The 23,924-nt window shown below is 70.7% G+C and carries 16 protein-coding genes and 2 pseudogenes; 11 read left to right on the top strand and 7 right to left on the bottom strand.

From position 1 onward, the window contains the following. Positions 1 to 27: 27 nt before the first annotated feature. Positions 28 to 2,088, bottom strand: coding sequence for a PhoX family phosphatase (locus tag ABZ567_RS14120; protein ID WP_360788475.1), 2,061 nt, complete (start codon positions 2,086 to 2,088; stop codon positions 28 to 30). 274 nt (positions 2,089 to 2,362) lie between these two features. Here ABZ567_RS14120 and ABZ567_RS14115 point away from each other — a divergent pair, with 274 nt between their 5' ends. Then, positions 2,363 to 4,309, top strand: coding sequence for a VWA domain-containing protein (locus ABZ567_RS14115; protein ID WP_360788473.1), 1,947 nt, complete (start codon positions 2,363 to 2,365; stop codon positions 4,307 to 4,309). Here the strand turns inward: ABZ567_RS14115 and ABZ567_RS14110 are convergent. Both ABZ567_RS14110 and ABZ567_RS14105 read right to left on the bottom strand, forming a co-directional pair. Next, on the bottom strand, positions 4,306 to 5,400 hold the full coding sequence (locus ABZ567_RS14110; RefSeq protein WP_360788470.1) for an ATP-binding protein: 1,095 nt from the start codon (positions 5,398 to 5,400) through the stop codon (positions 4,306 to 4,308). The genes ABZ567_RS14115 and ABZ567_RS14110 overlap by 4 nt on opposite strands. Further along, on the bottom strand, positions 5,397 to 6,146 hold the full coding sequence (locus ABZ567_RS14105) for a response regulator transcription factor (protein WP_360788467.1): 750 nt from the start codon (positions 6,144 to 6,146) through the stop codon (positions 5,397 to 5,399). Before ABZ567_RS14105 ends, ABZ567_RS14110 begins: the two co-directional genes overlap by 4 nt. Before the next feature lie 89 nt (positions 6,147 to 6,235). On the opposite strand from ABZ567_RS14105, the gene metG reads away from it, so the two are divergent. Continuing rightward, entirely contained in the window at positions 6,236 to 7,843 is a 1,608-nt protein-coding gene (gene metG / locus ABZ567_RS14100; protein ID WP_360788464.1) for a methionine--tRNA ligase, read from the top strand. A gap of 69 nt (positions 7,844 to 7,912) precedes the next feature. Here metG and ABZ567_RS14095 read toward each other — a convergent pair whose 3' ends face one another. From ABZ567_RS14095 to ABZ567_RS14085, 3 genes are all read right to left on the bottom strand, one after another. Beyond that, entirely contained in the window at positions 7,913 to 8,263 is a 351-nt protein-coding gene (locus tag ABZ567_RS14095; protein WP_360788461.1) for a DoxX family protein, read from the bottom strand. A 203-nt stretch (positions 8,264 to 8,466) separates the two neighbouring features. Continuing rightward, entirely contained in the window at positions 8,467 to 8,733 is a 267-nt protein-coding gene (locus ABZ567_RS14090; protein WP_360788458.1) for a DUF397 domain-containing protein, read from the bottom strand. After that, complete coding sequence (locus ABZ567_RS14085; protein WP_360788456.1) at positions 8,730 to 9,605, bottom strand: helix-turn-helix transcriptional regulator; 876 nt, start codon at positions 9,603 to 9,605, stop codon at positions 8,730 to 8,732. The genes ABZ567_RS14090 and ABZ567_RS14085 overlap by 4 nt, the downstream gene beginning before the upstream one ends. A gap of 153 nt (positions 9,606 to 9,758) precedes the next feature. Here ABZ567_RS14085 and ABZ567_RS14080 point away from each other — a divergent pair, with 153 nt between their 5' ends. From ABZ567_RS14080 to ABZ567_RS14045, 8 genes and pseudogenes are all read left to right on the top strand, one after another. Continuing rightward, the gene (locus ABZ567_RS14080; protein WP_360788453.1) at positions 9,759 to 10,190 is read left to right on the top strand and encodes an ATP-binding protein; all 432 of its coding nucleotides are present in this window, start codon (positions 9,759 to 9,761) and stop codon (positions 10,188 to 10,190) included. A 299-nt stretch (positions 10,191 to 10,489) separates the two neighbouring features. After that, positions 10,490 to 11,406, top strand: a pseudogene (locus ABZ567_RS14075) (helix-turn-helix domain-containing protein). 32 nt (positions 11,407 to 11,438) lie between these two features. Next, positions 11,439 to 12,325 (top strand): annotated as a pseudogene (locus ABZ567_RS14070) (hypothetical protein). A gap of 129 nt (positions 12,326 to 12,454) precedes the next feature. Further along, complete coding sequence (locus ABZ567_RS14065; protein ID WP_360788450.1) at positions 12,455 to 12,748, top strand: hypothetical protein; 294 nt, start codon at positions 12,455 to 12,457, stop codon at positions 12,746 to 12,748. Between the two features lie 110 nt (positions 12,749 to 12,858). Then, positions 12,859 to 13,434: an SseB family protein gene (locus tag ABZ567_RS14060; protein ID WP_360788447.1), complete on the top strand. Its 576-nt coding sequence runs from the start codon at positions 12,859 to 12,861 to the stop codon at positions 13,432 to 13,434. Then, a complete protein-coding gene (locus tag ABZ567_RS14055; protein ID WP_360788444.1) occupies positions 13,431 to 14,078 on the top strand; it encodes a hypothetical protein in 648 nt (215 codons plus the stop codon). The genes ABZ567_RS14060 and ABZ567_RS14055 overlap by 4 nt, the downstream gene beginning before the upstream one ends. After that, positions 14,078 to 18,727: a putative T7SS-secreted protein gene (locus tag ABZ567_RS14050; RefSeq protein WP_360788442.1), complete on the top strand. Its 4,650-nt coding sequence runs from the start codon at positions 14,078 to 14,080 to the stop codon at positions 18,725 to 18,727. The genes ABZ567_RS14055 and ABZ567_RS14050 overlap by 1 nt, the downstream gene beginning before the upstream one ends. Continuing rightward, the gene (locus ABZ567_RS14045) at positions 18,717 to 19,460 is read left to right on the top strand and encodes a hypothetical protein (protein ID WP_360788439.1); all 744 of its coding nucleotides are present in this window, start codon (positions 18,717 to 18,719) and stop codon (positions 19,458 to 19,460) included. Before ABZ567_RS14050 ends, ABZ567_RS14045 begins: the two co-directional genes overlap by 11 nt. A gap of 135 nt (positions 19,461 to 19,595) precedes the next feature. Here ABZ567_RS14045 and aspS read toward each other — a convergent pair whose 3' ends face one another. Then, positions 19,596 to 21,380, bottom strand: coding sequence for an aspartate--tRNA ligase (gene aspS, locus ABZ567_RS14040; RefSeq protein WP_360788436.1), 1,785 nt, complete (start codon positions 21,378 to 21,380; stop codon positions 19,596 to 19,598). A gap of 204 nt (positions 21,381 to 21,584) precedes the next feature. Between aspS and ABZ567_RS14035 the strand changes: the two genes are divergently transcribed. After that, complete coding sequence (locus ABZ567_RS14035) at positions 21,585 to 23,780, top strand: SpoIIE family protein phosphatase (RefSeq protein ID WP_360788433.1); 2,196 nt, start codon at positions 21,585 to 21,587, stop codon at positions 23,778 to 23,780. The last annotated feature ends 144 nt before the right edge of the window (positions 23,781 to 23,924 follow it).

Below are 23,924 nucleotides of genomic sequence, written 5' to 3'. Positions count from 1 at the left end.
TCTCCACCCCCGGGACGGTTCCCCCGCTCAGGCGCCGATGTCGCGGCCGTCCGTACGCCAGACGGCGACGACCGACGGGCGGACGATCCTGCCGGGTCCGTCGGGCCAGGCGGAGGCGGGCTTCTCGACGGAGGCGCCGTCGATCTCGCCCGGGTGCTGCACGGCCACCAGGACGCGGCGGTCCTGGATGATCGGGCCGCAGGTCTCGGCGCCCTTCGGCACCGTCAGGAACTGCTTGAGCTCACCGCGCCGCTCGCCGCGGGTGGCGACGCCGAACAGGCCGTCGTGCGAGCCCAGCTGGTTGCCGTCGGTGGAGATCCACAGGTTGCCGTGCGGGTCGAAGGCGAGGTTGTCGGGGCAGGAGATCGGGGAGACCTTCTCCTTGGGGTAGCCGGCGTAGTAGGTGGCCGGGTCGTTCGGGTCGCCCGCGACGAGGAAGAGGCGCCAGGCGAAGCCGTCGGCGGCGGGGTCGTCCCAGTGCTCGGCCAGTTCGAGGACCTGGCCGTGCTTGTTGAGGTTGCGCGGGTTGGCCTCGTCGGCTCCCGGGTTGGTGCCCTTGCCGCGGTTGGTGTTGTTGGTGAGGGCGACGTAGACGCGGCCGCTGCGCGGGGACGGCTCGACGTCCTCGGGGCGGTCCATCTTCGTCGCGCCGACCTTGTCCCCGGCGAGGCGAGTGAAGACGTACACCTCCTCGGCGGTCATGCCGGGGACGTGGGAGACGTCGCCGGTGGCGAGCGGGATCCACACGCCGGAGCCGTCGAACTCGCCGTCGTTCGGGAGCTTGCCGGTGCCGTCGATCTCGGCGGCCGGGGAGTCGCCGGTCAGCCTGGCGACGTAGAGGGTGCCCTCGTCGAGCAGGGTGAGGTTGTGCTCACGGGCGGCCCGCGAGCCGCCCTTCTTCATCCGCTTGGCGGACACGAACTTGTAGAAGTAGTCGAAGCGCTCGTCGTCGCCCATGTAGACGACCGGACGGCCGTCCTCGGTGAGGCGGGGCTGCGCGGCCTCGTGCTTGAAGCGGCCGAGGGCGGTGCGCTTGCGGGGCGTGGAGTCGGGGTCGTACGGGTCGAGCTCGACGACCCAGCCCTGGCGGTGCACCTCGTTGGGCTCCTGGCGCAGGTCGAACCGCTTGTCGAACCGCTCCCACTTGCGCTCGGTGGCACCGGTGCCGACGCCGTACCGCTTGTCGGTCGGCGACGATCCGTACGCGAAGTACTGGTTGAAGTTCTCCTCGCCGGACAGGATCGTGCCCCACGGGGTGGTGCCGCCGGCGCAGTTGTTGAGGGTGCCGAGGACGGTACGGCCCTCGGGGTCGGCGGACGTCTTCAGCAGGTCGCTGCCGGCGGCGGGCCCGGTCAGCTCGAACTCGCTCGTCGTGTGCAGCCGCCGGTTGAGGTGGTGGCGGGTGACCGGGGTGAGCTTGCCGGTGCGGTGCTCCTCCTGGACGACGACGACCGACAGGCCGTGCGCGGCCCAGGCGATCTCGACCTGCTCGCGGGTCGGGTTCTCGGAGTCGTAGCCGCGGAACATGAGCACCTCGTCGGTGTACTCGTGGTTGGCGACGAGGACCTGACGGTGGCGCTCCCCGCGCAGCGGCAGCAGGGAGAGGAAGTCGTTGTTGTAACCGAACTGGCCGGCCTGGGCCTTCGCCGACTGCTTCTCGGAGTCGAAGGCGGGGGCGCCGCGGAGGATCGGCTCGCCCCAGCGGATGACGACGTTCTGCGCGTAGCCGGCGGGGACGGTGACCCGGTCGGCGGTGTTGGGGGCGACGGGGGCGAAGCGGAGGCCGCGGGCGCCGTCGGTGGGGGCGGGCCTGCCGGGCTTGCCGGGCTGCTCCGGGTGGGCGACCGCTTCCGGGGCGTTCCCGAGGACGACGGCGCCGCCCGCGGCGGAGGCGACGGTCACGACGGCGGCGGCGCGGAGGGCGGAACGGCGCGAGAGCGCACCGGCTATGACGTCACCGACGTACTCGTTGTCGCTGGTGTTGGGCACCTCGTGGAAGCAGGCGTCACCGCAGCGGAAGCGGCAGGTGAGAGCGGAACGGCCGCCTCCGTGGGGGTTCATGCTCAGCAGCGGCAGCAGTTTGCGCACTTCGTCCTCCTCCGGCGCAGCACTGCGCCGACATGGTGTCGGGGGTCCTTCGGCGGCCGACGCTATGGGCGTAGATCTGCACGGGGGCGGCGACGGAGTGAACGCGGAATGAATGCACGACAACCGGAGGCGACCGGGTCGCGGAGGAGGGAGGGGGTGGCCGCTAACCTTACGTATCCGCCCTGGCCAGGGATGAACGTCCCGAAACGCCCAGTACGGACATTCCCACTGCACCCCACTCATGCGAAAGGGTTCGCCCATGGGTATTCGGAGCATGCTGCGCAAGGTATTCGGCCGGGACCGCGAGGAATCCCCGGCAACCTCCGTCCCGCCCCAGACGCGTGAGACCCCGACCCCCGACACCCCGGAGGCCGCGGCCCGCCGAGCGGCGGACGACCTGGTGGCGGCGTCCTTCGACAACCCGCAGATCCCCAGGGCCCGAGCGAAGACCCCTGCGGCGGGCATGAAGGCGGCTGCGGCGGGCGCGGGTACGGAGACGGACACCGCGAAGGCGGCGACCCCTGCCGAGACCACCCCGGAGCCGACGGCCGCCGAGGGTTCGGATTCGGCCACCCCGGAGCCGACGGAGCCCGAGGGTTCGGATTCGGCCACCGCGGAGCCGACGGAGCCCGAGGGTTCGGATTCGGCGGCCGCGTCGACGGAGGCGGAGACGGAGACCGCGCCGGACGAGGCGCCGGTCGCCGCTGCCGAGCCGGTCGCGGAGACGCCGGACACGGCGGAGGCCGGGGAACCGGCTGAGGCCGAGACGGCGGCGGCTGAGGCCGACACGGCAACGGCTGAGGCCGAGACGGCGGCGGCTGAGGCCGACACGGCAACGGCTGAGGCCGGGGCGGACGCTGCCGCCGAGCCGGTCGCGGAAACGCCGGACACGGCGGAGGCCGAGGAGCCGGTTGAGGCCGAGGCGGACGCTGCCGCCGAGCCGGTCGCGGAAACGCCGGACACGGCGGAGGCCGAGGAGCCGGTTGAGGCCGACACGGCGGCGGTTGAGGCTGAGGCCGACGCTGCCGAGCCGGCTGAGGCGAAGACGGCGACGGCAGAGGCTGCGGCTGCGGCTGACGAGTCGGCCACGGCGACGGAGGCCGCCGACACGGACGCCGAGGCGCCCGAACTCGCTGCGGAGCAGCAGCAGGAAAAGGCGGAGGCCACTGCCTCCGCGCCGGCCGAGGAGCCGGAGGCCGAGCCAGCCGACACGGCGGAGCCGTCTGCCGAAGCGGACGGCGACGCGACCGAGGTCCCGGCGGAGCCGGAGGCCGAGGCCACTGCCGAGCCTGAGGCCGACGCCGACGCGACCGCCGAGCCGGAGGCCGAGGCCTCCGAGGCGGACGTCGCCCCCGAGCCGGAGGCCGACGCCGCCGTCGAGTCCGAGCCCGAGGCCCAGGCCGACGCGCCGGAAGCCGAGACCACCCCCGAGCCCGAGGCCCAGGCCGACGCGCCGGAGGCCGACGCGACCGCCGGGCCGGAGGCCGAGGCCTCCGAGGCGGACGTCGCCCCCGAGCCGGAGGCCGCCGCTTCGACGGCCGACGCCGACGACCCGCAGGGGTCCGTTCTCACCCTTCCCGCCGTCAAGGCCGTCGCCCCGCACCTCGCGGACGCGTACAAGGCCGCAGGGGCGCAGCTCAAGAAGCAGGGGCTCGTGGGGGCGCGGGCGGCCGTGTATCTCGTGGTGGACCGGTCCGGTTCGATGCGCGGGTACTTCAAGGACGGTTCCGTGCAGCGGCTCGCCGAGCAGGTCACCGCGCTCGCGGCGCACCTGGACGAGGACGCCACCGTGACGACCGTGTTCTTCTCCACGGACATCGACGGCACCGTCGACCTGACGCCCGGCGACCTCACCCCCACCCGGGTGGAGGAGATCAACGGCACTCTCGGCCGCCTGGGCCGTACCAACTACCACCGCGCCGTGGAGGAGGTCCTGGCCCACCACGGGAAGGCGGACCCGTCCCGGCCCGCCCTGGTCGTGTTCCAGACCGACGGCGCGCCGGAGTCGAAGACGGCCGCGACGCAGGCCCTGGCCGAGGCCGAAGGCCGCCCGCTGCACTGGCGGTTCGTGGCCTGGGGCGAGGAGGACAACAAGGCGTTCGACTTCCTCAGGAAGCTGGACGGCACGCCCCGTACGGCCACGTACTTCCCCGGCGCGACCCCGGTGGAGACCCCGCACGCCGCGTTCTACGGCGGACTGCTCGCCGGCCTGGAGCTCTAGGAGGGTGCGGTGGTGGCGGTGACCGGCAGGGTCACCGTCACCACCAGGCCGCCGCCCTCGGCCGCACTCCGCGCGACCGCCGTCGCACCGCCCCCGTGGGCGACGGCGATCGACCGCACGATGGAGAGGCCGAGCCCGGCGCCGGGGCCCATCCGGTCCCGCCCCTCACCCCGCCGGAAAGGTTCGAAGAGCCCCTCGGCGTCCGCCTCCGGGACCACGGGTCCCGTGTTGACCACGGTCAGGACGCCGCCCTCGGCCCGTACCTCCACCACACCCCCCGGCACGTTGTACGCGACCGCGTTCGCGACGAGGTTCCGTACGAGCTGCCCGAGCAGGACCCGGCTGCCCGGGACGACTCCGCCGTCCCCGACCGCGGTCGCCGCCCCGTACTCCTCCCGGACGACCTCGCCCAGCGGCACGTCCTCCCGTTCCGCGAGGCCCCGCTCGCTGCGGGCGAGGAGCAGCAGCCCGTCGATGAGGCGTTCGCTGCGCCGGTTGGCGTCGAGGAGCACCTGCCGGACGTCGCAGTCGTCGTCGAGCCCGACCTGGATGGCGGCGCGCTGGGTGGCGAGGGGGGTGCGCAGTTCGTGGGAGGCGTTGGCGATGAACCGGCGCTGGCTGTCGAAGGCGGTCTCCAGGCGTCCGAGCAGCGCGTCGATCGTGTCGCCGAGTTCCTTCAGTTCGTCGTCGGGTCCGCTGACGGCGATCCGGTCGTGCAGGGTGCGTTCCGAGAGGCGCCGCGCGCGGGCGGTCATCTCGTGCACGGGCCGCAGGACGCGTCCGGCGGTCCACCAGCCGACGACCACCGCGCAGCAGGTGATCACGATCAACGCCATGGACGACCACATGAGCATCTGCTCGCCCGCCGCGCGACTGATGTCGTCACCGAGCCGGTACGCCTCGACCACGGCGACGTCGTCGGCGCGCGCCACGATCGCCTCGGCTTCCCCGTCCGTACCGGCTCTGACCAGCAGGTTCACCAGGAGGAGCAGGGCCGCGCCGAGGACGAGGAAGACACCCCCGTAGACGATCGCGATCCGGGCCCGGATGGTGGACCCGGCCCCGAGGCAGCCGTGGCGGGGCGGGCTCACACCACGTACCCCACGCCCTGCACGGTCCGGATGAGCCCCGGTTCGCCGATCTTCGCGCGCAGCTTGCTCATGCAGACGCGTACGGCTCCGGTGAAGGGGTCGGCGTGGGCGTCCCAGGCGCGTTCGAGGAGCTCCTCGGCGGAGACGACGGCCCCGTCGGCCTCCAGGAGGATCTGGAGGACGGAGAACTCCTTGGGCGAGAGGTCGAGGACCCGCCCTTCGCGTTCGGCGGTCCGCCGGACGGTGTCCATGACCAGGCCGTACCGCGCGAGGAGCGGCGGCAGCGCGGGCCGGGCGGATCGCCGCCGCAGCGCCCGGACGCGGGAGACCAGCTCGGGGAACTCGAAGGGTTTGCCGAGGTAGTCGTCGGCGCCGAGGTCGAGTCCTTCGACGCGGTCGTCGACGGCGGTGGCGGCGGTCAGCATGAGGATCCGGGTGCGGGAACCGCTGGCGACGAGCCGCCGCGCCACGTCGTCACCGTGGACGCGGGGCAGGTCGCGATCGAGGACGAGCACGTCATACGGACACGAGCCCTCCAGCCCACCGCCCCCGTACAGCCCGGCCCGCTCCAACCCACCACCCCCGTCCACACTCGCCCGCTCCAGGGGACCGCCCCCGCACAGCCCGAGCCGCTCCAGGGCCTCCTTCCCGTCGTGGACGGTGTCGACGGCGAAGCCGGCCCTTCGCAGGCCGGTGGCGACGAGCGCGGCGAGGTCCCGTTCGTCCTCGGCTACGAGTACACGCATGCGTCCCATCTTCCCGAGGGCGCGCCCACGGCCGACCCCCGGGTTTATCGATGTGAGTGGATCTTCACGCGACCGTTAGGATTTCGACCATGGCGGCCACTGGATCCGAGAAGCAGGGGGCGAAGGCGTTCTACGTCACGACCCCCATTTACTACGTCAACGACGCTCCTCACCTGGGCCACGCCTACACGACCGTCGCAGGCGACGTGCTCACGCGCTGGCACCGTCAGCGCGGCGAGAAGGTGTGGTACCTCACCGGCACGGACGAGCACGGTCAGAAGATCATGCGTACGGCCGAGGCGAACGACGTCACGCCCCAGGCCTGGTGCGACAAGCTCGTCGAGGAGGCGTGGAAGCCCCTCTGGGAGCACCTGAACATCGCGAACGACGACTTCATCCGCACCACGCAGAAGCGTCACACCGACCGCGTCCAGGAGTTCGTGCAGGACCTGTACGACAAGGACGAGATCTACAAGGGCGGGTACGAAGGCCCGTACTGCGTGGGCTGTGAGGAGTACAAGCTCCCGGGCGACCTCATCGAGGCGGAGGACGGCACGAAGCTGTGCGCCGTCCACAAGAAGCCGGTGGAGATCCTCAAGGAGGAGAACTACTTCTTCAAGCTGAGCGAGTACGGCCCGAAGCTGCTGGAGTTCTACGAGGCGAACCCGGGCTTCATCCAGCCCGAGTCGGCGCGCAACGAGGTCGTGAACTTCGTCAAGCAGGGCCTGGAGGACCTCTCCATCTCCCGCTCGACGTTCGACTGGGGCGTCCCGGTGCCGTGGGACGAGAAGCACGTCATCTACGTGTGGATCGACGCGCTGTTGAACTACGCGACGGCCGTCGGCTACAACGAGAACCGGGCGAAGTTCGACGAGACCTTCCCGGCGAACGTGCACCTCATCGGCAAGGACATCCTCCGCTTCCACGCGGTGATCTGGCCGGCGATGCTGATGGCGCAGGGCCTGCCGGTCCCGGGCCGGGTGGCCGCGAACGGCTGGCTGATGGTCGGCGGCGAGAAGATGTCGAAGTCGAACCTGACCGGCATCAAGCCGCAGGACCTGACCTCGCACTTCGGTGTGGACGCGTACCGCTGGTACTTCCTGCGGGCGATCGCGTTCGGCCAGGACGGCTCGTTCTCGTGGGAGGACTTCTCCGCCCGCTACACGAGCGAGCTGGCGAACGACTACGGCAACCTGGCGTCCCGCGTCGCGGCGATGGTCGGCAAGTACTTCGGCGGCGCGCTGCCGGCCTCCGCGGCCGACGGCGAGGCCGAGAAGGCGGTCCACGAGGGCCTGGCCAAGGCCATCGCGGTGGCCGACGCGAAGATCGGCGAGGAGCTGGACTTCCAGGGCGGCATCCTGGCGATCTTCGAGTTCGTGAAGCAGGTCAACGGCTACATCACGGAGCAGGAGCCGTGGAAGGTCGCGAAGGACGAGTCGGATGAGGGCCGGGCCCGCCTGGCGACGATCCTCTACACGGCCGCCGAGTCGCTCCGCGCCGTCGCGGTCCTGCTCAATCCGATCATGCCGGAGACCTCGCAGGCCCTGTGGGACTCGCTGGGCGCCGAGGCGTCCCTGGGCGCGCTCGCGGACCAGCCGGTGCAGGACGCGGCCGCGTGGGGCAAGCTCCCGGCGGGCGCGACGGTGACGAAGGGCGCGGTGCTGTTCCCGCGCCTGGAGGAGCCGAAGAAGGACTGACGCCCCGGCGCGTACGTACGGCGAAGGCCGCCGCCCCCGTGACCCACGGGGACGGCGGCCTTCGCCGTGTCAGGCGAACACGAGGACGGCGGCGGCGGGAGCCAGGTAGAGCAGCGGGAAGGGCACGTGGCCGTACGAGCGGGCGCGGAGGACGGTGACGACGGCCCCGGTGAAGTACAGGACGAGCCCGACGGCGGCGAGCGTCCCGATCACGGGCACGAGGAACCCGACGAGAAGCCCGAGGGCCCCGGTGACCTTGGCGGCCCCGAGCAGGTTCCACCACGCCCGGGGCACCCCGTACGCGGCGAGCGGCTCGACGACGAACGCGGCCCTGACGAGGACCGCGACCCCGGAGAACCCGGCCATGAACGCGGCGACGGCGGTGACGACGACGGCGGTGGTGGACATCTCGGCGAACATGTCGGCTCCTTCGGCCTTCCGGCGCCCGCCTCGACCGAGCCGGACACCGGACTGACGGAACGGACGGCGGATGTGTGACGGCCGAGGTCGGCGCCTGGGTGTGTGACGGCCGACGGTCGGCGCCTGAGTGGCATATGCCAAGAGCCCGGGATCAAAGAATCCGGGCTCTTCACACGTGCGGTTTACGGAGGCGGGTGGCGGGGTCAGCCGATCGTCGCGTACGAGACGAAACCGGCCCAGGCGGACGGCGTGAGCGCGAGCTGCGGGCCGTCGACGCACTTGGAGTCACGGACGTGGACGGTGGCGGGGGTGGTGGCGACCTCGACGCAGGAGTCGCCCTCGCTGCTGCTGCTGTAGCTGCTCTTACGCCAGGCGACCTCGATGCAGGAGTCGCCCTCAGGACCGCTGCTGTAGCTGCTCTTGTACCAGGTCAGTGCGGAGGCCTCGCCGGCGGATGCCTTGCGGATCATGTTTCTCCCAGCAGTTGCTCAATGAGGGTCAGTGACTCCCCTGGCGGAAGTGCCTGAGCTCGGATGGTGCCATACCGCAGCTCAAGGACCCGTAGCTGTTTCGGCTCGTAGGTCGGGCGCCCGTTGAACGCGCCGTCGGAACGGCCCACCGCCGTGCCGTCTTCGAACTTGAGCAATTCGATCCTCCCGCTGAGACCGGGATGCGCCTCGCTTTGCGTCCGCATCACCTGGAGCGTGACGCTGTTCATGCGCCCCACCTCCAGCAGGCGTTCGAGCTGTTGCCTCCACACCATTGTGCCGCCAACACGGCGTTGCAGCGTCGCTTCTTCCTGCACGAAGCTGAGCGACGGTGCGGGGGATCGCTCGAAGACTGATCGTCGTGCCATACGGGCGGCCACCAGCCGTTCCACTTCATCCTCCGAGTACGCGGGCTGCCGAACCTCGAACAGGGCTCTCGCATGCTCGGGAGTCTGCAACAGGCCATTGACGCTGATGCACTCGTACACCCCAATCTCGACCGCCCGCGCCTCCAACTGGGCCAACTCTCTTACCTTCTTCGGGTACCGAACCTTCGCCACGTCCTCCTTCATGGCCGAGATCAGGCCGTCCGCTCCCAGGACCTCGTCCGCCTTGTCCAAGAACTCGGGACGGGGGATGCGCTTCCCGCTCTCGATCTTGTAGATGAGGTCCTCGCCGTAACCGGTCGCCGCCCCGAGCTCGGTGGCGCGCATGCCGACCGCTTCCCTCCGCAGCCTCAACTGCCGCCCCACCGTGGCGACTACGGCCACGCCCCAGTCGTCGTCCGGGTCGACCTCCCACCCCGGCTCGTCCCCCTCGCTCTTGAGCCGCTGCGCCCCATCGTCCACCGACACACCCGCACCTTTCCCTCGCCCTTCGTGGCGCGATGCCCCTCCCCTGGGGAAGGTCCGGACAGGCCGGACAGCAGTGGACAAGCCCCGGACAGTGACTCTACGCATCGGCTCCGTCACTATTCACGGTAGCCGGGGACGGCCACGCTCGGTGATGTGAATCAGCAGAACGCCGTCCAAGTCCATGAGCCCGTACGCCACTTCGGCGTCCTCCTGTCTTCCACACCGCGTGGGGCCCGGCTCGCCCGCCTGCTCGCCGTCGAGTGGATGCGGGATCACGAGGTCCCGTACGGCGTGACGGAGGCGGCCATCCAGGTCGTCGCCGAACTCGCCGCGAACGCCGCCACGCACGGCCGGGTCGCCGGCCGGAGCTTCCGGCTCGCGCTCCGGGTGGGGCAGGGCGTCCTGCGTATCGAGGTGACGGACACCCGGGGCGAAGAGCTGCCGCGGGTTCAACCGGCCTGCTACGGGGGCGACTCCGGGCGCGGACTGCTCCTGGTGGAGGCCCTGGCCGACCGGTGGGGCGTGGGGCTGGGACCCGTACCCCAGAAGACCGTCTGGGCCGAACTCGACCTCCCGCACCCCTGACCTGCGGAAACGACTCAGGAACCGGATTCCGGGAACCTGGACTTCGGTGGGGCGGACGGTCTCCCCAAGGAACGATGGGAGAGAAAGAAACCGCACCAAGCCCCACCCCTCCTCCCGCTCGGACAGGCGGTCACTCACTCGGGTGAAAAAGGCCAAGAGGGCTGGTTTTGGGGTGGGTTGCCTGACCTACGCTCTGCCCGACTGGCATATGACCGCCAGCGCCGGACATGCGTCGGCCCTCGCCGGGACTAGGGATCCATGGCGAGGGCCTGACCATCAAGGAAGTAAGAGGCTTCCCGATGGGTACCCAGCACACTAGCGCGCGCCCGCACGCCCAGTCCCGTAACGACGGGAAAATCCGCCCTTCGCGGCGAGCCGGAACGGCCACGCGCTGCGGCGGCGTCACGCACGACAACTCCCGCCACACCACCCGCTTCACGGTGATCGGCAACCACCTCGCCCAGCACGCCGAGCTGTCGCTGCTGGCCATCGGGCTCGCCGTGCACATCCAGTCGCTGCCCAGCGGCGCGGCCATCGGCATCAGGGCCCTCGCCGCGCGCTTCCCGGAGGGGACGACCCGGATCGCCGCCGCGCTGCGCGAGCTGGAGGCCCACGGGTACCTGCGCCGCATCGCGCGAGCGTACGCAGGACGGGCAGATCGTCACCCGAACGGTGTCCTGCAACCAGCCGGGCCGGACCGGCGCCCCGGACGAGCCGAAGCCGAAGCGCCCCGCCCGACGGGAGGACAGCCCGAACCCCCAGCGCCCCGCCCTCCCGGGAGACAAGGCGAATCCCCAGCGCCCCACCCGACGGGAGGACAAGCAACCGCGCCGCGCCCTGCCCGCCGTGCCGCAGCCCGCGTTCCCGGCCGCCGCTCTGCTCGCGACCGCTCTCGGGGTCCTCTCGGGCCTCCGCCGCACCGAGCCCCGGCTCATGATCTCCGCGACCGACGCCGAACACCTCGTCCCGGGCGTCGCCGCCTGGCTGGAGCGGGACCTCACCCCCGAGGACGTCCACAACGCCCTGACCGCCGGCCTCCCGGCGGAACCCCTGTACCGCCCGGCCGCGCTCCTGGCCCACCGCCCAGCTCCCGCCCCTGCCGCCCTTCCGCACCCCAGAGAACCCGGCCGCCCGCCACCCCCTCCAGAACTGCGACACCTGCGACCACGCCTACCGCGCCCCCGAACCCGGCACCTGCGGCGCCTGCCGAACCTGACCGACCTCCGGCCCCACACCCCTAGGAACCCCATGGTCAACCCACCGCATGAAGCGATGCACCACATCTTCCGACACGACCTCCATCTGTTCAGCCGCCTGAAGGACGTACTGGATCTTCCCCTCCCGGACGCCGTCGACGCGGTCGTCCTGCCCAACGACCTCACCGAGACGCGGCCCGTCGAGCGCCGCGTGGACACCCTCCTGCGGCTCGACAGCGCCAAAGACGGCGCCCTTCTCCTCGCCATCGAGGCACAAGGCAAGAAGGACCCGTCGAAGCCGGCGAGCTGGGCGTACTACGTCTCGTACCTGTGGACGAAGTACGGACTGCCGACCGCCCTGCTTGTCGTCTGCCAGGACCGCGCGACGGCGGAATGGGCCGCCCGGCCCGTGGCCAGCGGACCCGCCTACATGCCCACGCTCCGCGTCCAGCCGATCGTCGTGGGCCCGCACAACATGCCCGTCATCACCGACCCGGCCCAGGCCGCCGAGGACCTGGCACTGGCCACTCTGTCGGCCATCACGCACGCGGGCGATCCGGACATCGGTGCCATACTGAAGGCACTGTCCACCGCGCTGCGGGACGTTCCCGAGAACGTCGCCGACCCGATCATCGAATTCACCGCACAGGGCTGAGCAAGCGCCCAGCCCAGGACCTCTGGAGGACTCTGGTGGCCGTGGACCTCTCCTTCTACAAGTCGTACCTCTCCGAGGAGATCCGGGACGAAGGCCGGGCCGAGGGCCGGGCCGAGGCCGGCGCCGCCGCCATACTGCTCGTCCTGGAGCAGCGCGGCCTCGACGTGCCCGACGACGTACGCGCCCGCGTCACCGGCTGCGAGGACCCCGAGATCCTCCGCGACTGGCTGACCCGCGCCGTCACGGTGACCTCGGCGGAGGAGATCTTCGAGGACGGCGAGTAGCACCATCAGGGAGCGCGGAAAGGGCCCGGGGACGACGTCCGTCCCCGGGCCCCGCTGCGCGCCGACCGGACCCGTGACTCGCAGCGCGGAGGCAGAATGCGTGCCAGCCGGGAAACACCGGGGGAGCCCATGAACATGCCAGGGGCCGGCGAGCTCCAGATCTACAGCGTGGTCGAGCACGGCCCGGACGGTGGTGTCTGTGTCGTCCGCTGCGTCGGGGGTGTCCTCCGGCCCCGGCAGGTCTATGCCGCGAGGGGTCTGACGGGGACGGTGAGGCTGGACCGGGTCGAGAAGTACGGACGTCCCGTGGAGTTCATCGACCCACCCCACAGCGCACTGATCCACCTCTCCGGCGGCGTTCTTGACCAACTCCGCTACGGGGACGTCCTCGTGGCTCTGCCGGACGGGACCGGTCTCGCCTGAGGCCCCGGAGGACGGAGGTCGGTCGACCTGACGAAAGCTGCCCGACCGACATGACGAGATCGAGCCCTTGTTCGTTGCTCGTGTGAACGGGCGCATGGCAGCATGCCTGGGTGACTGACAACGGGGATGGCATACCGGAGCCTCGACTGGTGGCGAGACTGGCGGATTTGGCGGGGGAATCGGTTCCGGTGGCACCGCCGGGACCGGAAGCGGCCCCGGTGACCGCTGCCGCGCCGGCCGTGTCGGAGCCGAGGCCTGACGCTGAACCGGGCGACGACGCGGCGGCGGCCCGGCGTGAGTTTGCGCGTTTGCTGGGGGAGTTCCGGCGTACCGCCGTCGTGGTGCCGTTCGACGACCACGAGAGCCTCTGGACCGCCGACTTCAACGGCGTCCGGTGGATCTGCGCGTTCTCGGACGAGGCGGCGCTGGCGCGGTTCGCGGTCGCGCGCGGAGAAGCCGGGCGGGAGTGGGCGTACCGGACGGTTCTCGGTGCGCGGCTGCTCGATGTGATGGTGCCGATGCTGCCCGGTCCCGGCGGGGTCGCCTTGGACGCGGGCAGTGCGGACGGGATGCTGTTTCCGCCGGTGGCGGGGATCGTCCCGGATGAGGTGGCGGTGGATCTCGGGGGGACGGAGACCGGGACCGGGACGGGGACTCCGATGGGGACGGGAACGGGGACACGATGAGCGGGAACGAGCCCGATCTCGCGGCGCCGGCGGCGGCGCTGGCGGAGATAGCGAAGGGCATCGACCTGGCCCATGCCGAGCTGAAGGAGCTCGGCATGACCGGCGAGGCGTCGGCGGGTCGGGGGTTCTCCGATCTCGCTTTGTCGGGGCTGGAGTTGGGGCACGGCGGCCTGACGTCGGAGTTCGAGACGTTCTGCGAGCGGTGGGAGTGGGGCGTGCGCGCCCTGACCCTGCGCGGGAACGGGTTCGCGCAGGCGGTCGGCCTGTCGGCGGGCTCGTTCGCGGAGCAGGAGCGGTACATCAAGGACGCGATCAAGATCGGCGTGAACTCCCTCAACGGCAACCCGCACCTGTCCGAGGACGACGTCAAGACCATGAGCTGGGAGACCGTCCGAGACCAGCGCACCTGGGACAACGCGGACTTCAGCCCGGAGTCGTTCACCGAGGCCCATCAAGAGGTCAAGCAGACCTGGCAGAACACCGGCTACGACGTCATGGACGCGAAGCTGGACTCGCTGGAGCGGTCCGGGCTGATCGACCCGGCGATGCGCGACCGCATGGACGAGCAGCTCAAGGACGACCTCGACCCTGACCGGGCGACCGTCGAACAGGCCGAGCAGCCGCGGTGGGGGGAGAGTCGCTGATGGTGGACTGGGGTGGTCTGGTCGACAAGGGCATCGACAAGATCGGTGAGGGCGTCGACAAGGGCAAGGAGATCGTCGGCGAAGGTGTCGACTATGTGACCGACAAGGCCGGCCAGGGCCTGGACAAGGTCGGCGCGCACGACTGGGCGGACGCGGTCGAGGACTGGGGCGACGAGACGGCCTCCTCTCTCGGCGCGGGGGTCGGGGAGCAGCAGCTCGGGCAGACCGAGGAGGCGAACGAACTCGTCCACGGCAAGCCGGAGAAGATCGCCGCGACGGTGAAGAACCTGCGGGACTTCCAACGTGCCTTCGACCTGGTCGGCAGCGGGATGAAGCAGCTGGACTCCGGCCACTGGAAGGGTGAGGCGGCCGACGCGTTCCGGGAGAAGTTCCAGACCCTGCCCACGGACTGGCTGCACGCGGCGGACGCGATGGAGAACGCCGCCAAGGCCCTGGAGACGTACTCCCAGGCGGTCGTGAGCGCGCAGGGCAAGGCGCGTGAGGCGATCGCGCTGTACAAGGAGGGCGACCAGGACTCCAAGGCGGCGGTCGACTCGTACAACAAGAAGGTCGACGCCTACAACGCGGCGCGCACCGGAGACAGTCCGCTGCCGGACCCGGGCGCGTTCACCGACCCCGGCAAGGCCAAGCGGCAGCGCGCCCGGGAGATCCTGAACGACGCCCGGAAGGGGCGTAACGAGGCCGGGGAGACGGCGCGGTCGGCGGTCCGCGCCGCGCTGGCGCACGCCCCCCAGGAGCCGACGGGTCGCGAGCGGGCCAAGCTGGAACTGATGGACTACAGCCTGAGCCAGAGCTTCGAGCTGGCCCACTTCGGCGGTGGCATCGTCAAGGGCTCGGCCGGCCTGATCAACTTCGTCCGGTCGGTGAACCCCACGGACCCGTACAACCTGACCCACCCGGCGGAGTACTACAAGGGCGTCAACATGACGCTCGCCGGTCTGGTGTCGACGGCGGCGAATCCCGACCGGGCCCTGAAGAACGCCTGGGACGCGGCGAAGGGCGACCCGTCGGAGTTCCTGGGGAGGCTGGTGCCGGAGCTGATCGGGACGAAGGGCGCGGGGCTCGCGCGCAGCGGTGTCCGCCTCGGCCTGAACGGCTCCAAGCACCTGCCCGACGGCACGAAGCCGGACGGGACGAAGCCGGACGGTACCCGCGGGGACCAGGAGAAGAACCCGCCCAGCACCTGCAAGCGGGGCAGCGAGACGGTGTGCGAGCGGGATCCCGTCGACATCGCCACCGGCCGGGTGCTGCTGCCGCAGACCGACATGTCCCTGCCGGGCTCGCTTCCCCTCGTCTTCCGGCGCACCTTCGACTCCTCACGCCGGTCGGGACGCTGGTTCGGCCCGACGTGGTCGAGCACGGTGGACCAGAGGCTGGAGATCGGCTCGGAAGGAGTCGTCTTCAGCTGTGACGAGGGCAGCCTCCTCGCCTATCCCCATCCCGCCCCCGGCGTCCCCGTCATGCCCACCCACGGCCGGCAGTGGCCGCTGGACCGGGTCGAGGACGGGTACACGATCACCGACCCCGCCACCGGCGCGGTCCGCCACTTCACCGAGCACGACGACGAACTCGCTCTCCTGGCCCAGATCGACGACCGCAACGGCCGCTGGATCACCTTCGAGTACGACCAGGCGGGCGCCCCGACCGCGATCGTCCACCACGGCGGCTACCACCTGAAACTCACGACGGGCGAAGGGCGAATAACCGCCCTCCACCTCGCGGGAGCGGCGGCGGACGGCTCCGACCAGGAGATCCTGCGCTACGGCTACACCGACGGCCATCTGACCGAGGTCACCAACTCCTCCGGGCGTCCCCTGCTCTTCGGCTGCGACGAGCACGGCCGCATCACCTCGTGGACCGACACCAACGGCAGCCGCTTCGACTACGTCTACGACGACCAGGACCGCTGCACCTACCAGTCGGGCGTGAACGGGCACCTCGAAACCACGTTCACCTGGGACGACGTCGACCCGGCCACCGGGCTCCGCATGACCACCCTCACCGACGGACTGGGACACACCGAGCGCCGTCTGATCGACGAGCGCACCCAGGTCGTCGCCGAGATCGACGCGCTGGGCGCGGTCACCCGCTTCGCGTACGACCGCCACAACCGGCTGCTGGCCCGCACCGACCCGCTCGGCCATGTCAGCCGCTCCACGTATGACGAACAGGGCCGCCTGACGGTGCTCGAGGGTCCGGACGGACGACAGGGGCGGGCCGAGTACGACGAGGACGGGTTCCCGGTACGCATCGTCGGCACCGACGGCAACGTCACCCGTCAGACCTTCGACGAGCGCGGCAACCGCACGTCGGTGACGGACCCCTCGGGCGCCCGGACGGAGTTCGCCTACGACGAGGCGGGCCGGCTCATCGCGGTGACCGACCCGCTCGGCGCCACCACCCCGCTGGTGGTGGACGCCCGTGGCCTCCCCGTGGAGATCACCGATCCGCTCGGCGCCACGACCCGGTACGCGTACGACGCCTTCGGCCGTACGGTCCGGGTCACCGACCCGCTCGGCGCGGTCACCCGGTTGGAGTGGACGGTCGAGGGCCGCCCCTCGCGGCGCACCGCGCCCGACGGCACGGTGGAGAGCTGGACGTACGACGGCGAGGGCAACTGCCTGAGCCACACGGACGCGATGGGCGGCACGACCCGCTTCACGTACACCGACTTCGACCTGCTGACCTCCCGCACGGGTCCGGACGGGGTCCGGTACGAGTTCGCCCACGACACGAACCTGCGCCTGACGCGGGTGACCGACCCGCAGGGCCTGACGTGGGAGTACACCTACGACCCGGCTGGCCGGCTGGTCGCGGAGACGAACTTCGACGGCCGGACTCTGAGCTACGCCCACGACGCGGCGGGCCGGCTGGCGTCCCGGTCGAACGGGCTCGGCCAGGCGATCCGGTTCGAGCGCGACGGCCTCGGCCGGATCGTCCACAAGGATGCCGAAGGGGCGGTGAGCACCTACGAGTACGACATCTTCGACCAACTGTCGTCGGCGACCGGCCCCGACGCGACGCTGCAGCGCCTGAGGGACCGCTACGGCCGCCTCGTCTCCGAGACGGTGAACGGCCGGACGCTGTCGTTCACGCACGACGCCATGGGCCGGAGGGCGGGTCGGACGACTCCGGGCGGTTCGACTAGCACGTGGTCGTACGACGCGGCGGGCCGTCGCACGGAACTGACGTCCTCGGGCCGGACGCTGGCCTTCGCCCACGACGCCGTCGGCCGCGAAACCACCCGCCACATCGCCGGCTTCGCCGTCCTGGGCTCGGCGTTCGACGCGATGGGCCGACTCACCGACCAGGAGGTCACGGGCGGTTCGGGCCGCCGTATCCAGCACCGGACGTACACGTACCGCGCGGACGGCGGGCTCGTCGGCATCACCGACGCGCTCTCCGGCGCGCGCCGCTTCGACCTGGACGCGGCGGGGCGCGTCACGGCCGTCCACGCGAGCGACTGGACGGAGCGGTACGCCTACGACGAGGCCGGCAACCAGACGGAGGCGTCCTGGCCGTCCACGCACCCGGCCCACTCGGCGACGGGCGCACGCGCCTACCAGGGCACGCGGATCACCCGCGCGGGCGCCGTCCGCTACGAACACGACGACCAGGGCCGGATCGTCCTGCGCCAGAAGACCCGCCTCTCCCGTAAACCGGACACCTGGCGCTACGAGTGGGACACGGAGGACCGCCTGACGGCGGTGACGACCCCGGACGGCACGGTCTGGCGGTACGCGTACGACCCCCTGGGCCGCCGAATATCCAAGCAGTCCCCTTTCGAGACGGTCCACTTCACCTGGGACGGCACGACCCTCTGCGAACAGACGACGGCCGACGTCACCCTCACCTGGGACCACGCGGGCCTGCGCCCCCTGGCCCAGACGGAACGCCGCACGGACTCCACCGACGAGCGGTTCTTCGCGATCGTCACCGACCTGATCGGCACCCCGACGGAACTGGTCGACGAGTCGGGCGCCTTGGCGTGGCGCACCCGCACGACCCTCTGGGGCACGACCACCTGGAACAGGTCGGCCACCGCCTACACCCCCCTCCGCTTCCCCGGCCAGTACTTCGACCCCGAATCGGGCCTCCACTACAACCACTTCCGCTACTACGACCCGGAAAGCGCCCGCTACCTCTCCCCGGACCCCCTGGGCCTCGCCCCGGCCCCGAACCCGGCGACGTACGTCCACAACCCGCACACGTGGAGCGATCCGCTGGGGTTGTCGCCCTGTCCGCCTGGCGGCCCCGAAAAACATCTCCCGCTGGATGCCGAACGCGGCGACGTCCTGTTCCCGGACCATGACTCGGCCCTCGCCGAGGTCCTGCGCCGCTATGACATCGAGGATCCCTCATATATTGCGAGAGTCGAACAGTGGGGGAAGAACCCGAACCTCTACGGCCCCAAGGGTGAACCGTGGGAGCTGATACGGGCGATCGACTCCAAGGGGAATGAACTGGAGTTCCATCACCACGCGAATGGGCATTACTTCAAGAACAAGGATCCAGAACTTGAGGAGTGGTCGCTTCCCCATTACCACGGCCCCAAGGGCGAGCACATCTATTATGGCGACATGCAATCAGGATACGGGCTCAGAGGAGTGCCGAGAAATGCTGGATGAGCGATATCTCATCGCAGGGCAACCGCGTTGGGATCCGGAGGGTATCGGTTCCGTCGTCTCATCCTTGGACGGACCGTTGGGCGATCTCGGGGCTGTGTGGGTGTTCTGCGACCCGAGCGAAGAGGGAAACGTCTGGGCCAGCGCCTTGCCCGCCCTCCAACGAGGCAACATTTTCACGTGGTCGGCGAAGCTGCGCCCGGAGGGCTGGGACCCTCCCAGCGAGAGGGACGAGCACTCCATGCTGTGGAGATCCGGGCAGCGGGCGGCAACCGAGCAGTTCCAGGGGCTTCCACGCTTCGAGTCCAAGTACCAGGTCTTTCCGAACACGGAGCCGGCGGTGCGCGATGTCATCGGCAACCTGGGCACCCGTAGCTCGGGATTCGCATGCGCCGTGGGAGACCGCGAAGAACCGAGAGGTTCCTGGATCCAATCGGTGCAGATCATGGAAACCCACTTCTCGCTCTCCAGAGATTTCAAGAACTCGATCGACCTGGAGTCGCGCCGCAGAAGAATCGCCTCACTTTACGTGAGATTTTCCGTAGAAGCGGGCTTTTTTCCTGTCATCCCCCTCAACAGACATCCGCACGCGGGGCTGGTCCTCTTCTGCCCTGCTGAAAGTTACCCAGACGCTTTCCGGAGCATGGCGAGGGGTGTGACGGCACTCGAAGGCAGCAAGGCGACAACCTGGATCAACGACTTCCTCGGGCAGGGCGGAGATCTCGCCTACCTATGAGCTCACCCCCGCCGGAGGGACGGGACGACGCTGTGCGAGCTATCCAGCAGCGGTTGCTGACCGCGATGTGTCCATGCATGCGGAAGGGCCCGGAATCCGTAAGGATTCCGGGCCCTCGCCGCGTACCAGCCGGGACTACTGCTCCGGCTTCTCCGCCGCCTTCGCGACCGGCTTGCGCAGCTGGATGTTCAGTTCGCGCAGGCGGGACTCGTCGAGTTCCGTCGGGGCGCCCATCAGGAGGTCCTGGGCGTTGCCGTTCAGCGGGAAGGCGATGGTCTCGCGGATGTTCGGCTCGTCGGCGAGGAGCATCACGATGCGGTCGACGCCCGGGGCGATGCCGCCGTGCGGCGGGGCGCCGTACTCGAAGGCGCGGAGCATGCCGGCGAACTCGTGCTCGACGGTCTCCTTCGAGTAGCCCGCGATCTCGAACGCCTTGAACATGATCTCGGGCTCGTGGTTCCGGATGGCGCCGGAGGAGAGCTCGATGCCGTTGCAGACGATGTCGTACTGCCAGCCGAGGACGTCCAGCGGGTCCTGGGTCTCCAGCGCCTCAAGGCCGCCCTGCGGCATCGAGAAGGGGTTGTGCGAGAAGTCGATCTTGCCGGTCTCCTCGTCCTTCTCGTACATCGGGAAGTCGACGATCCACGCGAAGCGGAAGACGTTCTCCTCGAACTGGCCGGCGCGCTTGGCGGCCTCGACCCGGACCGGGCCCATGATCTTGGAGACCTCGTCGAAGTCGCCGGCGCCGAAGAAGATCGCGTGGCCGGGCTCGAGGCCGAGGCGCTCGGTGAGGACCTTGACGTTCTCCTCGGTGAGGAACTTGGCGATGGGGCCGGTCAGGGCGTTGCCCTCGCCGACGCGGACCCAGGCCAGGCCCTTGGCGCCGAGGGAGACCGCGAAGTCGCCGAGCGAGTCGAAGAACTTGCGCGGCTGGTCGCCCGTGTTCGGGACGGCGAGCGCGCGGACGTGCTTGCCGGCGAAGGCCTTGAACTCCGACGCCTCGAAGACGTCCGAGATGTCGACGAGCTCCAGGGCCGTACGCAGGTCCGGCTTGTCGTTGCCGTACTTCAGCATCGACTCGCGGAACGGGATCCGCGGGAACGGCGAGGTGACGTGCCGCCCGCCGCCGAACTCCTCGAACAGCTCGGTCATGAGCTTCTCGATCGGCTGGAAGACGTCCTCCTGCTCGACGAAGCTCATCTCGACGTCGAGCTGGTAGAACTCGCCCGGCGAACGGTCCGCGCGGGCGTCCTCGTCGCGGAAGCAGGGCGCGATCTGGAAGTACCGGTCGAAGCCGGAGATCATGAGCAGCTGCTTGAACTGCTGCGGCGCCTGCGGCAGCGCGTAGAACTTGCCCGGGTTGAGGCGGGACGGGACGACGAAGTCGCGGGCGCCCTCGGGGGAGGTCGCGGCGAGGATCGGGGTCGCCATCTCGTTGAAGCCGAGGGCCACCATCTTGGAGCGGATGGCGGCGATGACGGCGGAGCGCAGCATGATGTTGCGGTGCATGCGCTCGCGGCGCAGGTCGAGGAAGCGGTACTCCAGGCGCCGCTCCTCGTTGACGCCGTCGTCGGCGTTGATGGTGAAGGGGATCTGCTTCGCGGCGCCCAGGACCTCGACCTCGGCGGCCTCGATCTCGATCTCGCCGGTGGCGAGCTCCGGGTTGACGTTGTCCGCGCCACGCGAGACGACCTTGCCGTCGACGCGGACGACGGTCTCCTTCGTCAGCTTGTCGAGAACCTCGGCCGCGGCGGTGCCGGGGCGGGCGACGAGCTGCGTGATGCCGTAGTGGTCGCGCAGATCGATGAAGAGGATGCCGCCCAGGTCGCGCCGATTGTGCAGCCAGCCGCTCAGCCGGACGTCGGTGCCGACGTCAGAGGCGCGGAGCTCGCCGCAGGTGTGGGACCTGTACCGATGCATCGTCGTTCATCCAGTCTTCGGGATTCGTGGGTCGTGGGCCGCCGCCCCGTGGCCCCTGTCACGGATGCCACCGGCCTCGCAGGGTCGGAGTCACGGATGTCACAGGACACGCGGGCAGACCCACCCAGAGTACCGGCCGGGCCGGGATCGCTTTTCGAATAGTCTCGGTGGCGACCTGCTCTCCGATATTCATAAAGTAGGGCAATGCGCACCGAGGACGTCCTGGCCGCGATCGCGACCGGCCTGTGGCGCTGGGACAACGCGTCCGGGATCGTCTCGCTCGACGCCGAGGCCGCCCGGCTGCTCGGGCTGCCCGCCGAATCCGTGCGGCTCAGCGAAGCCGCCGTGCGCTCCCGTTTTCATCCGGTCGACTGGAACGAGATCGACGGGATCGTCAACCTCGCCGTCGCCGAAGACACCCTCGCCGAGGCCCGGATGCGGATCATGGACGAGCACGGCCGGGTGATCCGTACCGTACGGAGCAGGTCCAAGCCACTCGTCAAGGGCAACGACTACCAGCTGGTCGGCACCCTCCAGGAGGTCGCCGAGCAGCAGCCGGGCACCGCCGCGCACACCCCCATCACCGGTGACTGGCGCCGCTCCCGCGAGGCGTTCCTGCTCGACGCGGGACGGGCACTCGCCGAGGCCCGGTCGACGGCCGAGGTGCTGCGGGTGGCCGCCTCGCTCTCGATGCCCGGTTTCTCGCCCGACGGGCTGGCCGTCTTCGGCGTGGCGGGCGACCGGCTGACGATCATCGGCCACCACGGGCACAGCGACGGCGACGAGGGGCCGTTCTCGTCGATGTCGCTCGACACGGACTATCCGGCCGCTGAGGTCGTACGGATGGGCCGCGCGATCTACCTGCCGTCGCCCGACGAGTACCTCCGCCGCTTCCCCATGACCTGGCCGCTCGCGCAGCGCTTCGGGCGCCGCTCCTGGGCCTTCGTGCCGCTGGTCGTCGCCGGGCGCACGATGGGGGCCTGGATGGCGGCCTTCAAGCACCCGGTGGCGTTCACCCCCGACGAACGTTCGGTGCTCACGACGGTGGCGCGGATGCTGGCGCAGGCCCTCGCACGCGCGGGCGTGGCCGAGTCGGAGCGCGAGCTCTCCCTCGGACTCCAGCGGACGATGATGCCGGTCCTCGGGCCGGGGATCCCCGGCATCCAGGTCGCCGCCCGGTACGTGCCGACCGGCGGCGGGCTCCAGGTCGGCGGCGACTGGTACGACATGATCCGGCTCCCCGGCGGCACCTCCCGCACCGGCGGGCGCGGCTCCGGCCGCATCGCCCTCGTCATCGGCGACGTCCAGGGCCACGACGTGCGGGCGGCGGGCCTGATGGGACAGCTGCGGATCGCCCTGCGCGCGTACGCCTCCGAGGGCCACCGGCCGGACGCGGTCCTCTCCCGCGCCTCGCGGTTCCTGTACGGGATCACCGACGGGGACGACGGGGACGGGGCCCCGGACGGCGGGGCCGGCGGGGTGGGCGGGGGCGAGGGGTACGGCGGGAACGGGGGCGGCGGGGGGAACGGCGGCGGCGGGCCGCGGTTCGCGACCTGTCTCTACCTGGAGGTCGACCTGGAGACCGGGACGGTCGACATCGCCCGTGCGGGGCACCCCGACCCGGCCGTCCGGATGAACGACGGAACGGTCCTGCTCAGGCCCACGGCCGGCGGGCTGCCCCTCGGCATCGACCCCGACACCGACTACCCCACCACCCGGCTCACCCTGGAACCCGGCGAGACCCTGATGATCTGCACCGACGGCCTCCTGGAGACCGGCGGGCACGACCTGGACACCGGCTGGGAACGGGTCAGGAAGCTCCTGGAGTCCCACGACGGCGAAGACCTGGAACAGCTCGCCGACACCCTCGTGGAGGCGGTCCACGGCCCCGGCTCCCACCACACGACCGGGCCGCTCGCCGACCGCCGCGAGGACGACATCGCGGTCCTGCTGCTTTCCCGCCGCCCCGCCGACGGGCTGCTGCAGGCCCCCCGCCGCACCCTGATGACGATCGCCCAGGCGGAACCGGAACGGATCGCGGAGGCCCGGGAGCAGATACGGCAGCTGCTGCACGACTGGGCGGACGGCGACCAGCTCGACTCCGCGGTCCTCATGGTCTCCGAGATGGTCACCAACGTCCTCGTCCACACGGACGGCGACGCGCTCCTGGTCGCCGAGGTCGCCTGCGCGGACGAGTCCCGGCGGCTGCGCGTCGAGGTCTCCGACACCAGCGACGAACTCCCGCACAAGCGCCACCCCGGCGAGATGGCGTCGAGCGGGCGCGGCCTGGTCCTGATGGAGATGCTGGCGGACGCGTGGGGCGTCGACCCGCGCGGCGAGGGCAAGGCGATCTGGTTCGAGCTGAACGAGTCGGCGACGGGGCAGGGCTGCTGCGCGTAGGGGGAAGGCCGGGAGGCGAGGGCTTCCCGGGGCGCGCAACCGCGCCGACACCCCGGCGCACCGCCGCCCCCGCGCGCGCCGCTCCCGCCACCCCGCCGCGTCCCGTCCCCGCCGCACCCGCCACCCCGCCGCGCCCCGTCCCGC

It is taken from the genome of Streptomyces sp. NPDC016459 (assembly GCF_040632845.1).
In the GTDB taxonomy this organism is placed as follows: domain Bacteria; phylum Actinomycetota; class Actinomycetes; order Streptomycetales; family Streptomycetaceae; genus Streptomyces.
The sequence above is the reverse complement of the archived record's forward strand: the minus strand, read 5'-3'. Positions and strand labels throughout refer to the sequence as shown.